The sequence below is a fragment of the Arthrobacter sp. H14 genome (assembly GCF_000520495.1).
GTDB lineage: Bacteria > Actinomycetota > Actinomycetes > Actinomycetales > Micrococcaceae > Arthrobacter_C.
Map to the genome: position 1 here is coordinate 69,143 of NZ_KI914706.1, position 14,352 is coordinate 83,494.

At 64.2% G+C, this 14,352-nt stretch carries 11 protein-coding genes and 2 pseudogenes; 6 read left to right on the forward strand and 7 right to left on the reverse strand.

The window, feature by feature from the left end:
• Both Y707_RS28490 and Y707_RS0121815 read left to right on the forward strand, forming a co-directional pair.
• Positions 1 to 1,302, forward strand: a pseudogene (locus Y707_RS28490) (ATP-binding cassette domain-containing protein); the annotation flags it as partial.
• Positions 1,292 to 2,086: an energy-coupling factor transporter transmembrane component T family protein gene (locus Y707_RS0121815; RefSeq protein WP_253905299.1), complete on the forward strand. Its 795-nt coding sequence runs from the start codon at positions 1,292 to 1,294 to the stop codon at positions 2,084 to 2,086. The pseudogene Y707_RS28490 and the gene Y707_RS0121815, both read left to right, overlap by 11 nt.
• On the opposite strand, the gene Y707_RS0121820 is transcribed toward Y707_RS0121815, so the two are convergent.
• The 7 genes from Y707_RS0121820 to Y707_RS0121850 form a co-directional block, all read right to left on the reverse strand.
• A complete protein-coding gene (locus Y707_RS0121820; protein WP_026536609.1) occupies positions 2,083 to 2,964 on the reverse strand; it encodes an aminodeoxychorismate lyase in 882 nt (293 codons plus the stop codon). The genes Y707_RS0121815 and Y707_RS0121820 overlap by 4 nt on opposite strands.
• A complete protein-coding gene (locus tag Y707_RS0121825; RefSeq protein WP_026536610.1) occupies positions 2,961 to 4,121 on the reverse strand; it encodes an FAD-dependent monooxygenase in 1,161 nt (386 codons plus the stop codon). The genes Y707_RS0121820 and Y707_RS0121825 overlap by 4 nt, the downstream gene beginning before the upstream one ends.
• Positions 4,118 to 6,238: an aminodeoxychorismate synthase component I gene (gene pabB / locus Y707_RS0121830; protein ID WP_026536611.1), complete on the reverse strand. Its 2,121-nt coding sequence runs from the start codon at positions 6,236 to 6,238 to the stop codon at positions 4,118 to 4,120. Before pabB ends, Y707_RS0121825 begins: the two co-directional genes overlap by 4 nt.
• A complete protein-coding gene (locus Y707_RS0121835; protein ID WP_026536612.1) occupies positions 6,225 to 6,725 on the reverse strand; it encodes a low molecular weight protein-tyrosine-phosphatase in 501 nt (166 codons plus the stop codon). The genes pabB and Y707_RS0121835 overlap by 14 nt, the downstream gene beginning before the upstream one ends.
• Before the next feature lie 10 nt (positions 6,726 to 6,735).
• Positions 6,736 to 8,331: a phytoene desaturase family protein gene (locus Y707_RS0121840; RefSeq protein WP_026536613.1), complete on the reverse strand. Its 1,596-nt coding sequence runs from the start codon at positions 8,329 to 8,331 to the stop codon at positions 6,736 to 6,738.
• 48 nt (positions 8,332 to 8,379) lie between these two features.
• Positions 8,380 to 9,165, reverse strand: coding sequence for a phosphatase PAP2 family protein (locus tag Y707_RS28495; RefSeq protein ID WP_051442303.1), 786 nt, complete (start codon positions 9,163 to 9,165; stop codon positions 8,380 to 8,382).
• Between the two features lie 294 nt (positions 9,166 to 9,459).
• Positions 9,460 to 10,269 carry a methyltransferase domain-containing protein gene (locus Y707_RS0121850; RefSeq protein WP_026536614.1) on the reverse strand — a complete coding sequence of 270 codons (810 nt, stop codon included), beginning with the start codon at positions 10,267 to 10,269 and terminating at the stop codon, positions 9,460 to 9,462.
• A 225-nt stretch (positions 10,270 to 10,494) separates the two neighbouring features.
• Between Y707_RS0121850 and dnaK the strand changes: the two genes are divergently transcribed.
• The 4 genes and pseudogenes from dnaK to Y707_RS31085 all read left to right on the forward strand — a co-directional run.
• Positions 10,495 to 12,387 (forward strand): molecular chaperone DnaK, encoded by a 1,893-nt coding sequence (gene dnaK, locus Y707_RS0121855; RefSeq protein WP_026536615.1) that lies wholly within the window; start codon positions 10,495 to 10,497, stop codon positions 12,385 to 12,387.
• Between the two features lie 2 nt (positions 12,388 to 12,389).
• Positions 12,390 to 13,088 (forward strand): nucleotide exchange factor GrpE, encoded by a 699-nt coding sequence (locus Y707_RS28500; RefSeq protein WP_051442304.1) that lies wholly within the window; start codon positions 12,390 to 12,392, stop codon positions 13,086 to 13,088.
• Positions 13,089 to 13,196: 108 nt separating this feature from the next.
• Positions 13,197 to 14,183, forward strand: a complete 987-nt coding sequence (locus tag Y707_RS0121865; RefSeq protein WP_173401474.1) for a DnaJ C-terminal domain-containing protein — start codon at positions 13,197 to 13,199, stop codon at positions 14,181 to 14,183.
• Between the two features lie 67 nt (positions 14,184 to 14,250).
• A pseudogene (locus Y707_RS31085) lies at positions 14,251 to 14,352 on the forward strand (heat shock protein transcriptional repressor HspR); the annotation flags it as partial.

A 14,352-nucleotide genomic window follows, 5' to 3' on the forward strand; every position in this document is an offset into this window, starting at 1 on the left:
GGCGAGCCGGCGGCAGGCCTGCGGGGCAGGGCAGGCCTGGTGCAGCAGGACCCGGATTCACAGGTGGTCCTCTCGCGGGTCGGTGATGACGTCGCATTCGGCGCTGAGAACCTGTCGGTGCCGCGGGATGAGATCTGGAACCGCGTGCACCGGGCACTCGAAGCGGTCGGCCTCAACCTGCCGCTGGACCGTCCGACGTCGGCCCTGTCCGGCGGGCAGAAGCAGCGGCTTGCGCTGGCCGGCATCCTGGCGATGCAGCCGGGCCTGCTGCTGTTGGATGAGCCGACGGCGAACCTCGACCCGGGCGGCGTGCTTGATGTCCGCGACGCCGTTCTGCGGTCGGTGCAGGAAACCGGTGCAACGTTGGTGGTTGTCGAGCACCGGGTTGCGGTCTGGGCCGATGTGGTGGACCGGATTATTGTCCTCGACCCGGGCGGAGGAGTGTTGGCCGATGGCGCTCCCGGTGCGGTTCTGGGCCGGGCCCGGCAGTCATTGCTGGATGCCGGCGTATGGGTTCCCGGGCACCGGCCGCTGACCCGTCCCCGGCACGATTCCGGTTCGGGTGAACAGCTGCTGTCGGCGGTGGACTTGACGGTTTCAAGGGAGCAGGCACGACGACGGCGTCCGGCCCGGCCTGCCGCTTCCGGCATTGACCTCGACGTTTCCGCGGGCAAGGCGTTGAGCATTACGGGCCCGAACGGAGCGGGAAAATCGACTCTTGCGCTCACCTTGGCCGGACTCTTGCCGGCGGCAGGTGGTGCCGTGAAGGCGCATCCAGCCTTGGCACGCGGCGTGGAATCCAGTCCCTTCCGCTGGCACTCGAAGAACCTGATTTCACGGATCGGTACCGTATTCCAGGAGCCGGAGCACCAGTTCGTGACCAATAGGGTTTATGACGAATTGGCTTTCGGGCCGCGGCAACTCGAGGGCGGTGTCGATGCCGACGAGCGCGTGAGCGAGCTGCTGGAGCGGCTGCGGCTGACCCGGCTGGCGGAGGCGAATCCCTTCACGCTCTCCGGTGGGGAAAAGCGGCGGTTGTCAGTGGCCACGGTTCTGGCGTCGAGGCCGGATGTGCTGGTGCTCGATGAACCGACCTTTGGACAGGATGCCAATACGTGGGCGGAGCTTGCCAGCCTGCTCTCCGGGCTGCTGGATGAGGGCACCGCCGTCGTCTCAGTGACCCATGATGAGGATTTCACTGAGGTTCTGGGCGGCGCCCGGTTGCACCTGGCTCCGGATGGAGAAACAGGTGACTCGGGGCAGCCTGCAACTGCGAGGGGACTGGGTGCACATGAGCACTGACGTCATGGCGCCGGCCCGGAGCACCGCACTATTGTCGCGTGCCAACCCGGTTTCCAAGCTCGCGGCGGCGTTCCTGATCACGATCGCGCTGGTGCTGACTGTGGACTGGGTTTCGGCGACGATCGCGCTGGTCTGCGAGCTGGCGTTGCTGCCGCTGGCGGGATTGAGCCTGCGGGTATTGCTGTCGCGCGGCTGGCCGATCCTGTTTGCCGCGCTGGTCGGCGGCTACGGAACCGCCCTGCTGGCTGAAGACAGCGGTGCGGTCGTTGTGGACTGGGGCATTATCACCTTCAGCGAGGGATCGCTGCAGGCCGGTATTGCCATCATGCTGCGTGGTCTTGCCATCGCGCTTCCGGGCATCATTGTCCTCGCCAGCACAGATCCCACCGATCTGGCGGACGGGCTGGCACAGAAGCTGAGGCTGCCGCACCGGTTCGTGCTCGGGGCACTGGCGGCGATGCGGCTGGTCGGATTGCTGCTCGAGGAGTGGCACACCCTTGGTATGGCGCGCCGCGCACGCGGGGTCGGGTCGAATGGCGGTTACGCCGGACGGTTCAAAGCTTCGCTGGGGCAGGCGCTGGCGCTGCTGGTCCAGGCCATCCGACGGGCGACGCGGCTTGCCATGACCATGGAGGCGCGCGGATTCGGGGGAGCGGAACGGACGTGGGCACGCGAATCGCGCTACAGCATTCTCGACCTGTGGGTGCTGTGCGGAGCGGCCGTGATCACCGCGCTCGCCGTGGGCGCCGCCGTGGTCCTGGGTACTTGGAACCCGATTTTCTAGACGATGTTCTCCAGCAGGGTCGTCAGCTCGAACGTCAGGGCGGGCGACGTCGATATGGGATTGCCATCGATGCTGTTGACCGGTGCGAGGAGCCGGATGCTGGAAATGAGCCAGACGGCGTCGGCTGTTTTCAAGTCATCCGGCTCGAGCGGCCCATAACCGAGTTTCCAGCCGGCTTCTTCGGCGGCTGAGAATAGCGCGCCCTGGGTCGTGCCGGGCAGGATGCCGCTGTCGCGCCGCGGGGTGAGCAGCTCCTTCACGCCTTCGCGCTGGCGTGCGATCAACACCGTGGAGGTGGGGCCCTCAAGGACCTTTCCATCCGAACTGGTGAAGATGACGTCGTCGGCGCCCTGGTCTTTCGCGTAACGGATGGCGGCCATGTTCACCGCGTAGGACAGCGTTTTGGCGCCCTGCAGCAGCCACGGGGCACGTTCGGCAATCGTGCTGTCATAACCGCGGTCAAGCAGCAGCACGGCAATGCCGGTTTCGCGCTGTGCCTGCGAGGTGGCCGGCGGCAGGAAGGCGCTGACCCACGACGTCGGAGCAGCGGCTCCTTCGGCACCGCGGGTGGTGATCAGCTTCAGCACAACCTCCGGGGCGTCTGCCTGCTCGGTGGCCGCGAATTCGGTGAGTGCAGTGGTGATCGCCCGCCGCCAGGCGTGCTGATCAGGGATATCCAGGTGCATCGCCCGGGCGGAGACGTCCAGCCGGTCCAGATGCGCCTGCAGTTTCCGGGGCGTGCCGTGGATGACCAGCAGGGACTCGAATATGCCGTCGCCGCGGGTTGCTCCCAGATCCGTGGCCATCAGCTGTGGCCGGGTGGCATCGGCGATCCTGCCATGTTCGGAACCGGGGTCCAGGAAAACCAGAACAGTCATGGTTTCACCTTAGCGCCGGTCTTGCCCACCAACCGGCCACTGAAGAAGCGGTCCGCCCCGGGAACGGCCATCAACCGCAGCACGAGACGGCGGACTCCGAGCCAGAGGGGATTCGAGGGGACAAACCAGGAGGCTGCGCGGCGTCCGGCCTGCTGATGCACCTCGAGGCGTGGGCGCCAGTTCTTCTCATAATTGTCCAGACCGGTGCTGATGTCGGCGGCCGAGGCCAGTTCCCGTGCCAGTTCCTGCGCGCCGGCCACGGCCAGGGACGCACCCTGCCCGGCCAGCAGGGAGACGGCATGCGCAGCGTCCCCCGCCAGGACCACCCGGCCGCTGTGCCATTGCGGCATGATGATCTGCGCGACCTGGTCGTAGTAGACCTCCGGTGGGCACTGCTCCAATGCCCGCGGCATGAACCAGCCAAGCTGTGCATAACGTCGCCGGAGTTCCCCGCGCGGATTGTTGGGCAGCCGGCGGTCATTCGCCCGGTGGACGGTGAAGATCGCGACGTCACCGCCACGCAGACCGTAGATGCCCGCCTGCCGGTCGATGGTGTCGGTCAGGGAAAACCGGGCACCGGTTTCCGCATGCAGGGCCGGATCATGAAAGATGAAGGCGGCCGTGTGGTAGCCGAGGTAGCGCAGATAGTCTTCTTCCGGTCCGAAGATCCGGGACCGCAGCTCCGAATGGATTCCCTCGGCACTGATCAGCAGGTCGGCTTCCTCTTCCGTGCCGTCGCTGAGGGTGAGGCTGACGCCGTCGTCGTTGTTCCGGAGTGTGTCAATCGTCGTCGAGTAGCGCAGTTGTACGTCCCCAGGCAGGGATTCCAGCAGGGCCAGCTCCAGATCGGGGCGCATGATGCTCAGCAGCCTGCCGTCGACCATGCGGGAGAACCGTTCATAGCTCAAGGTGGCCCGGGCCCGCCCGCGTTTGTCGATATAAGCGACCCTGTCGATGGGGTACGCCAGTTCGCGCAGCCGCGGTATCAGTCCGAGCGCTTCCGCTGCCTCGAAACCGGGACCGAAGAAGTCCATCATGTACCCCTCGCGCCGCCGGGCCGGGGCGCGCTCAAGTACGACGACGTCCCAGCCGGCGCCGGCAAGGAACCGGGCATTGGACAGACCGGCAATTCCAGCGCCGCTGATCACTGCTTTCATGCTTGTCCTCCTAAATTTGCGTCCGGCGGAAAACCGGCACCGAGTGCGGACAGGACGCCGTAGGCCTTCGTCTGCACTTCCTCCCATTCCGCCTCGGGATCCGAGTCGGCCGTGATCGCTCCACCGACTCCGAGGGACAGCCGTTGGCCATCAGCGCCATCCTCGATCACCAGACTACGGATCACCACCGACAGATCAGCGGCGCCGTTCAGGGAGAAGTAGCCGAGTGCGCCCGAATAGATACCGCGGGGTTGCTCTTCCAAGTCGTCCAGGATTGCCATCGTGCTGATTTTGGGAGCCCCCGTCATGGAGCCGGCCGGAAAAGCTGCGGCGACGGCGGCGGCCCGGTCGGCGCCGGGACGCAATCTGGCATCGATGGTGCTGACCAGCTGATGCACGGTTGCATAGCTTTCCACCGCGCATAATCGCGAAACCCGCAGCGAATCCGGCACGGCGAAGTGCGAGAGATCGTTACGGAGCAGATCCACAATCATGATGTTCTCCGCCCGGTCCTTCAGGGAGCTGGACAGCTCTTCACGGAGGGCGGCGTCGCGGTCGGGATCCGGGTCCCGGCGCCGTGTGCCCTTAATCGGTTCGGCCCGCAGGGATCCGTCAGCGCCGATGCGCAGGAACCGCTCCGGAGAGGTGCTGGCCACGATGAGCCCGTCCAGTTGGAGGTAGGCGGCAAACGGCGCGGGACTTCGCCGGCGCAGGTCGAGGTAAGTGTGCCACGGATCGACAGGGCGGACAGGGCGGCAATCCAGCCGTGTGGTTAGGCAGATTTCATAAGAGTTGCCCTCGGCGATCTGCTTCCGCGCCGCGTCGATAAGGTCAAGATAGTCCGCCCGTGCGTTCCTGACCTCGAACCGCAGGGCAGGATTCCCAGCCAATGGGGCCGGATTCCGGGCCAAGGGAGCCATGGCCCGAGCCAGTGGAGCGCCGGGCCCAGAGGAGACCTCTTCCGCTGCCGCGGGCAGGTGCGTGATCCGTTCAGCCGTTTGGCGAAGCCACTCCGCCGCTTCCATTTGCGTCGACTCGTCTTCGAGCGCCAGCAGATATATGCACCTCTGGGCATGGTCGAAAACGAGGCACCGGCCAGCGAAGATCAGTGCCGCATCAGGGGTGCTGCTTTCGATGTCGGCCCCGCCGGTTTCGCGCTTGAGTTCATACCCCAGGCAGCCGAGCCAGCCGAGGGCGAATCCGCCCGGGTAACCGTCCGGTACGGCAAGGGTTCCGTGTCCCCAAACGGAATCCAGCCAGCGGAAGAACGGACCCCGGATGCGGCTGGAGACCGCTCCGGAACGGACCTCGGTCAGGCCCGAACTGTGCATTGCAGACCTGCCGTAACTGCCGCCGTCGTCGGCCATGATGCTGAACCTGCTGGAGGTGTGCCGGCTGCCGGCGTCGGAGCTGTCCAGCCAAACCGTCCTGGGATTCCCGGCATATAGTACTGAGAAGCACAGGGCGGCATCGGGAAACAGATCAAGACGCTGCATCCGCAGGGAGACGCTGTTCCAGCGTGTGCGTTCGGGCAGCAGCAGCGCCTCCGTTTGTGGAAGTGCCACCAGAGCAGCCACCACCTGTTCGCGGACCATGTCATCGCCGGGGCCCTGAACCACCAAATCGGCTGCGGAAGCGACGTCGTCGAGTTCCAGCAGGGCAGCTTCCTGCTCCGCCCACTGGTCCCAATAGGGCGCGAAAAGTTCCCCATCCCGGGCCAGCGCACGTTGCTTCCGGTCGGCGTCGGGAGCCTCCAGCCAGATGACGACGTCGACCAGCGCGTGTGCGTGCTGGTGCGCCGCGCCGACGCCTTCCACCACGATGATCTCGGCAGCACGGGTACAGCGGACCGGCCCGTCGGCTCCCGTCTCCCAGTCCCACGGACTCCAGTGCGCGTCCTCGCCCCGGCTCAACGGAGTCAAAACCGCTTTCCGGTATGTTTCCAGCCCGGCGAGCAGCCCATCCCATCCGGGGTATATATCTTCGAGGTGGAAGAGCGAGACGCTGTGATACTCGCGCAACCTGGCCGCCAGTTCCACCGCCAAAGTCGTTTTACCTGCCCCGGACCGCCCATCGATGGCGATGATCAGTGGGCGCGGAGATTTACCGGCGTTCATCGAGGACCTGCTGGACGTGCCGGACGATGCCCGGAACGGCCGCCTGGATCAGGTCCCAGCTGTTATCGAAACCGGACTCGTCGCCGTACCAAGGGTCCTCGATTCCCTGCTCGGAGGGGTCTCGCCGGGCCATGTCGGGGTCGAAGTCCCGGAGCATCCGGACCTTGGTTCTGCCCTCGTCATCGGGGGCCAGAGCGCGCAGGTCTTCATAGTGGTCGTAGTTGAGTGCCAGAATCAGGTCGCGATCCCGGAACCAATTGTCCTCGAACCGGCGCGCACGATGTGTTGTGCTGGTGATGCCCTGCAGTTCCAGCTTCCGGGAGGCCCTGCGGTCGATCGGCCGGCCAACCTCGTAATCGGTGGTTCCGGCGGAATCGACGGTCGCCGAGTCGGAGAGACCGGCCTCCTCGAGTGCCCGGATGAGCATCAGCTCGGCCATCGGGGAGCGGCAGATATTACCTGTGCAGACGGTGATGATGCGGAACATGCGCCCAAGTCTACCCAGCGGCGTCGTCCTCCAATACGGCCATGGCGGCGCTGTAGCCGCCCAGCCCGCTGACCCCGCCGCCGCGTTGCGACCCTGCGCCGCACAGCAGAATCCGGTCGTGCCCGGTGGCGACTCCCCAGCGCTGGGCCGCAGTGTCCAATGGAGCGTCGTCCTCGACGAACGGCCAGGACAGCGGACCGTGGAAGATGTTTCCGCCAGGCATGTTGAGCGTGTGTTCGAGGTCCAGCGTTGTCTTGGTTTCCACGCAAAGTCCGCCGTCGCTGTCGCGGAGCAGGCAGTCCTCGATGGGTTCCGCCAGGACAGTGTTTAGGGAAGCCAGCGTCGCCGCCTGCAGTTCGGAGCGCATCCGCTCGTTGTTCTCCTCGGTCAGCAGCCGATGCGGCGTGTGCAGAGTGAAAACGGTCAAGGTGTGTGCGCCGGTTCCGCGGAGTTCCGGGGACAGAATGGAAGGGTCTGCCAGCGAATGGCAGTAGATTTCCGCCGGCAGTGGATCCGGAATCTGTCCGGTCCCGGCCTGTTCGTAAGCCGTCTCGAGCTGGCTGTAGAGCTCGTTGATGTGGAAGGTTCCACCAAAGGCAGCTTCGGGTGCGACGCCGGGATCCTTCAGCTTGGGCAGCCGGGAGAGCAGGAGGTTGACCTTGGCCTGGGCGCCTTCCGGCTCTGGTCGGGAAGGCGGCGAGGGTTGTGTTCCCTGGCCGTTACCGAGAAGCCGCTCCAGGACAGCAGGGGCCGCGTTGGAGAGCACCCGGCCCGCCTGCAGGCTCCGGGACTTCCCATCCAGCTCATACCGGACCTGTCCGTCGGGCGAAACATGTGTGACTTCCGCGCCGGTGAACATCTGGACAGCAGCAGCATCTGCCGCCCGCGCCAGGGCATCGGTGAGGGCGCCCATTCCGCCGACGGGTACGTCCCAGTCGCCGGTTCCGCCGCCGGTCACGTGGTAGAAAAAGCACCTGTTCTGGCTCAGGTCCGGCTCGTGCGCCCGGGCGTAAGTGCTGATCAGCCCATCGGTGAGGACCACGCCCCGCACCAGGTCGTTCTGCACCGACCGTTCAATGACCTCACCAATGGGCCGTTCCATGAAGTCGTCCCATAACTGGTCATCGCCGACGAGGTCCCTGGCTTCGGACCGGCGCAGCAGCGGCTTCATCATGGTCGGCCATAGCCTCCGTGCCAGCTTCCCTGTCCGTTCGTAGAGCTGGCTGAAACCGTCGACGTCGGCCCCGGCACCGATGGCGGCGAAGGAGGCCGCCGTAATGCCGTCGTCGTTATTGTCCACCAACAACCCTTGGGTGGTGCCGGGAAGCGGGGTGTAGGAGGAGTAGCGGCGCCGGATCAGCTCCAGGTCGAGGTCCAGGTCCGCAATGATCTGTCGGGGGAGCAAGCTGATGAGATATGAATAACGCGACAACCGCGCGTCGACGCCGGGGAAGGCCTGGGCCGAAACGGTGGCTCCGCCGATGTGGTCCTGGCGTTCGAGCAGCAGCACCGACTTGCCGGTTTTCGCCAGATAAGTTGCCGCGACCAGGCCATTGTGCCCACCACCGACAATGACGACGTCGTACTCTTCCTGCACCGCATCCATGCGCTCACACTAGCAAGCGGGCGCCCACAGGATCGCCGCGGTGAGGAACTATCTGGCGGTGCGCCGCGCGGGGTCTCGAACCTCGAACCCGCGCATCATGGCCGGAGCCGGAGCCGGAGCCTGTGTCGGGCGGGACGATAACCGGTAGGCGCCTTGGCGCAGCGAGTAGCTGTCAGGAGAGGCCGGGCGGGGCCGTTCCGGGAACATGTCGTGGATGTAGATGACGGCCCGAAGGACGATTCCACCGGTCAGGAAACCGGCGACGAGATCGGTGCTCCAGTGCCAACCGAGGTAAATCGAGCTGACCATAGTCAGGGCTGCGATGACGGCGACGCCGACCGAAAGCAGGGTCAAGGTTTTCCTGGTGGTGGCGGTGTACCGGCTGAGCAGGAAGACGATTATTCCGTACAGGGCAACGGACTGAGCCGCGTGGCCGGACGGATAAATGATGCCGTAGCCGCCGTGGTTGAAGATGCCGCCGTGGAAAAAGGAGGGGTCCTCCAAAACGGGGGAGGGCCGGGCAATGATGACTTTCATGGCACCGACCATGCCGACGACGCCTATTTCGGTGATTGTGGCAATCATCAGAGGGCGCCAGGTGTGGCGGCGGACAGAGAGCACGATGGCGGTTACGGCCAGCAGCGGGATGACCACGGCCTGGCTGGCGATGGGATCGATGACGTCGTCGACGAAGGAGCGCCATTCCGGAAAGATCATTTCCGACCAAGGCTGATTAAGCGCCCGGTCCAGGCCATGCAGCGGCCCGCTCGCCAGCACGGTGATAAAGATCAGCAGGGAGACCAGAACCGGCAGGGAGGTCAGTAGTCCTGCCAAAGCGGTAAATTTAGAGACGGGAGCAGTCGATCGACGCCCATCGGGTGCTACGCGCACCGCAGAGGCAACGCGGGTATCCGTCCGATCGAGCACAATTCTCTCCTGTACGTAGACGTCCCCCACTTGCGTCCCCTGATTACGCAGTTTATAGCACTGCTTTATGGACCGCGAGGATATCGAAGGGTCTTGGGGCCGATGTGTCTCAATTCACGCGCATGAGCGCGCCGGCATTGCCACTCGGTTTAAAAACGACCACGGAGGTTGCGAAATTCCCTCAATACTGGAGTGGGTAAGTCAGGACTGCACGCTGGCCAGGATCTCGGCATGGATCATCACGAACCAGCCGTCAGGATCCTGGCCCCATTCCCGGAACCCTTCGGCTATGCGCTCCAGGTCCGACTGGTTGGCCAGGCCACGCTCGAGCGCCTGTTCCGCGAACGATGAATGCAGAATCCGTTCAGCCCAGGAGTCAGCGAACCTGGACCGTTCCGGTTCCGCCGCGTAGACCCAGGTGGTGGCTGAAGGGACGATGTCGGTAAGTCCGGCCTGCCGTGCCCAGTTCAGCAGCCGCCGTCCTGCATTGGGCTCGGCTCCGTTTCCGCGGGCGATTTTCTGGTACAGATCCATCCAGTCGCGCAACGCCGGCGCCTCCGGATACCAGTTCATGGCTCCGTAGTCTCCTTCGCGGACGGCGATAATCCCGCCGTCGTTGGCGACGCGGCGCATCTCCTTCAATGCCGCGACCGGATCCGTCAGGTGGTGCAGTATCTGGTGAGCGTGGACGACATCGAACGTGTCGTCGTCGTACTCCAGGTTGTAGATATCCCCGGTGCGGAAGTCCAGGTTGTCGAGTCCGCGGGAAGCGGCAAGTTCAGAGGCGTGGGCGATGACGTTGGCTTCCCGGTCGACGCCGGTGACCCTGCCCGGGGAGACAATTTCAGCGAAGTCTGCGGTAATGCTGCCTGGCCCGCTGCCGACGTCGAGCACGCTGCGCCCCGGGATAAGGTGCGGAAGCAGGTAGGCTGCCGAGTCTGCGGCAGTGCGCAGGGCGTGGGACCGGACCACGCTTTCATGGTGGCCATGGGAATAGACGTCTTCGCTCATATCCGGCACGCTACTCCGGCCTGATGGCACGGTGGAAGCGAATGAGTCGTAGTGTTTCAGAATCTGTATCGCGGGGCACTTGTCCCGCAGCGCCGCCAGCCAGTATGTGGGCGGAATTTCGAGAGAGTTGAGTCGATATGACTCAACTCTACTTGACATCTGAACTCAGTGTGGCAAACTTGAGTGCAGAACGCTCAACCAGCGTCTTACGCGAAAGGAACACACATGTCACGTGCAGTAGGTATCGACCTCGGAACGACCAACTCCGTCGTCTCCGTACTTGAAGGTGGCGAGCCCACCGTTATCGCCAACGCTGAGGGCGCACGCACGACGCCGTCCGTTGTCGCATTCTCGAAGGCCGGCGAAGTTCTGGTTGGCGAAATCGCCAAGCGCCAGGCCGTCAACAACATCGATCGGACCATTGCATCCGTCAAGCGCCACATGGGCACTGACTGGAACGTCAAGATCGACGAGAAGACCTACACCGCGCAGGAAATCTCCGCGCGTGTGCTGCAGAAGCTGAAGACCGACGCCGAGTCCTACCTGGGCGAGAAGGTGACCGACGCCGTCGTCACCGTTCCGGCCTACTTCAACGACGCCGAGCGTCAGGCCACCAAGGAAGCCGGCGAGATTGCCGGACTGAACGTGCTCCGTATTGTCAACGAGCCAACCGCAGCCGCCCTGGCCTACGGCCTGGACAAGGGCAAGGAAGACGAGCTCATCCTGGTCTTCGACCTCGGTGGCGGTACGTTCGACGTTTCGCTGCTCGAAGTCGGCAAGGATGAAGATGACTTCTCCACCATTCAGGTGAAGTCCACTTCCGGTGACAACCGCCTCGGCGGCGACGACTGGGATCAGCGCATCGTGGACTACCTGCTGCAGCAGACCAAGTCCAAGACCGGCGTCGACCTGTCCAAGGACAAGATTGCCCTGCAGCGCCTCCGCGAAGCTTCAGAGCAGGCCAAGAAGGAACTCTCCTCGGCGACGAACACCAACATCTCGCTGCAGTACCTCTCGGTCACCCCGGACGGGCCCGTCCACCTGGACGAGCAGCTGTCCCGCGCCAAGTTCCAGGACATGACCTCGGATCTGCTGGACCGGACCAAGAAGCCGTTCCAGGACGTCATCAAGGAAGCCGGAATCTCCGTCTCCGAAATCGACCACATCGTCATGGTGGGCGGTTCGACCCGTATGCCGGCCGTGACCGAATTGGTCAAGGAGATGGCCGGCGGTAAGGAGCCCAACAAGGGTGTCAACCCGGATGAGGTTGTCGCCGTCGGTGCCGCCCTGCAGGCCGGTGTGCTGAAGGGCGACCGCAAGGACATCCTGCTCATCGACGTCACCCCGCTGTCCCTGGGTATTGAAACCAAGGGCGGTGTGATGACCAAGCTGATCGAACGCAACACCGCGATCCCGACCAAGCGCAGTGAAACCTTCACGACGGCGGATGACAATCAGCCGTCCGTATCCATTCAGGTTTTCCAGGGCGAGCGCGAGTTCACCCGGGATAACAAGCCGCTGGGCACCTTCGAGCTGACCGGTATTGCGCCGGCCCCGCGCGGAGTTCCGCAGGTCGAGGTCACCTTCGACATCGATGCCAACGGTATTGTGCACGTGTCCGCGAAGGACAAGGGCACCGGCACCGAGCAGTCGATGACCATCACCGGCGGTTCATCACTGCCGAAGGAGGACATCGAGCGGATGGTGCGCGAGGCTGAGGAGCACGCTGAAGAGGACAAGGCGCGCCGCGAGAAGGCCGACGTCCGCAATAACGCAGAGCAGTTGGCCTACTCCGTGGACAAGTTGCTGTCCGAGAACGACGAGAAGCTGCCGGAGGATGTCAAGACCGAAGTCAAGGCCGACGTCGACTCCCTCAAGGAAGCACTCGCCGGCGATGATGAGGACGCGGTCAAGCCTGCGTTTGAGAAGCTGCAGACTTCGCAGACCAAGCTCGGCGAGGCCATCTACGCCCAGGCTCAGCAGGATGCAGAAGCCGGAGCGCCGGCTGACAGCGCTGCCGGAGCCGAGGGTGCCGAGACCAACCCGAACGGTCAGACGCAATCCGATGAAGACATCGTCGACGCTGAGATCGTGGACGAAGAAGAGCAGAAGAAGTAGTTATGGCTGACAACAACGATCCCAAGGTCGACCCACCGGAAGACCCTGAGAACGACGCCGGCATCCGGGGTGAGGGCGCGGAGGTGCCCTCACCCGCGGGTGAAGACGAGGTCATTGAGGCCGAGGTTGTCGATGAACCGGGCGACGGTTCGGATCCCAGCGACAGCGATGCTTCCGACGTCGGCAGTGCCGGTTCAACTGACCGGGACGTGGAGGTGGATGAGGGCGATGCCCTCGCCCAGGCCGAGGCCATCCTCGACGAGGAAGCCTCCAAGTCCGAGTCGGAGGTTCTGGCAGCCGAGCGGCTCGTGGACCTGCAGCGGTTGCAGGCGGAATACGTCAACTACCGCCGCAGGGTGGAACGGGACCGGGATGTTGCCCGCGAGATGGCAGTCGTCTCGGTGCTCAACTCCCTGTTGCCTGTCCTCGACGACATTGAGGCAGCCCGTCAGCATGGCGACCTCGATGGCAGCCCGTTCGCTTCGATCTCGAACAAGCTTGATGCGGTCCTGAGCCAGCATGGGCTGGTCCGTTACGGTGAAGTTGGCGTCGAATTCGACCCGAACGTCCACGAAGCGCTGCTCCAGCAGCCGAGCACGGATGTTGAGGTCGAGACGGTCAGCCACGTTCTCCGTGCCGGCTACAAGTCCGGTGACCGGATCCTGCGTGCTGCGCAGGTGGGCGTCTCCGTACCGGAGTAACCTTCCGACACAGGGTAAACAGCAGTGAACAAGCTCCGGGGTCTGGGAACCACATACGATGGTTTCCAGACCCCGGGACACTACATATTTTGATTGAGAGGAGGCGCCATGGCGGCCAGTCAGGATTGGATCGACAAAGACTTCTACAAGGTCCTCGGTGTCTCCAAGGACGCCACGCAGGCCGACATCAAGAAGGCCTACCGCAAGCTGGCGCGCACGCACCACCCCGACCAGAATCCGGGAAATGCTGCGGCGGAAACGACTTTTAAGAACATCAGCGAGGCATACTCTGTGCTGTCCGATGACGAACAGCGCGAACAGTACGACGCCATCCACGCCATGGGTTCCGGGGCCCGCTTCACGTCCGGCGGGTCCGGTGGCGCGAGCGGCGGTGCAGGGTTCGAGGACGTATTCGGCGGGATGTTCAACCAGGGTGGCGGCCGGCGCGGCCGCAGCCGTTACTCAACAGGCGGATTCGACACTTCGGGGCTGCCGCCGGAATTCGCCGACCTGTTCGGCGGAGGAGGCGGCGGATTCCAGCCGCCGCCAACGAAGGGCGCTGACCTCACCGCGAATACGTCGATCTCCTTTGGCGGTTCGATCAAGGGCACGACGATCGGTCTTCGTAACTCCCGCGGCGACGTGACACAGGTCCGTATCCCGGCTGGCGTCAAGGATGGCCAGAAGATCCGCGTCCGCGGCAAGGGCCAGCCCGGGCCCGCCGGAAACGGGGACCTGGTGGTGGCAGTCAGTGTCAAGGCACACGAATTTTTCGTCCGCGAGGGTGACAACATCCGTATCCACGTTCCGGTGACATTCCCGGAGGCCGCCATGGGCGCCCAGATTTCCGTTCCGACGCTGACCGGTGACACCGTCAGGGTCAAGGTTCCTGCCGGTACGCCGTCCGGCCGCACACTGCGGGTCAAAGGCAAGGGTGTTTCGACGTCGAAGGGCACCGGCGACCTGCTCGTGACCATCGATGTTGTGGTGCCCCAGCGGTTGTCCAAGGACGCCGAAGCAGCGGTGGCCGCCTTCGCGGAAGCAACCTCCGACGGTGATCCGCGTGGAGCACTGAAGGAGAAGGCAAAGTTGTAATTCGAATCCCCGGTCCGGAGTGGCCGGGACGGGGATCCAAAGTAGATTCCCGGACAAGGAGGACATGATGGGACTGGACGTGAATGCGCCGCTCTTTGTGATCTCCGTAGCCGCTGAACTGGCGGAAATGCACCCCCAGACGCTGCGTCAGTATGACCGGCTCGGCATT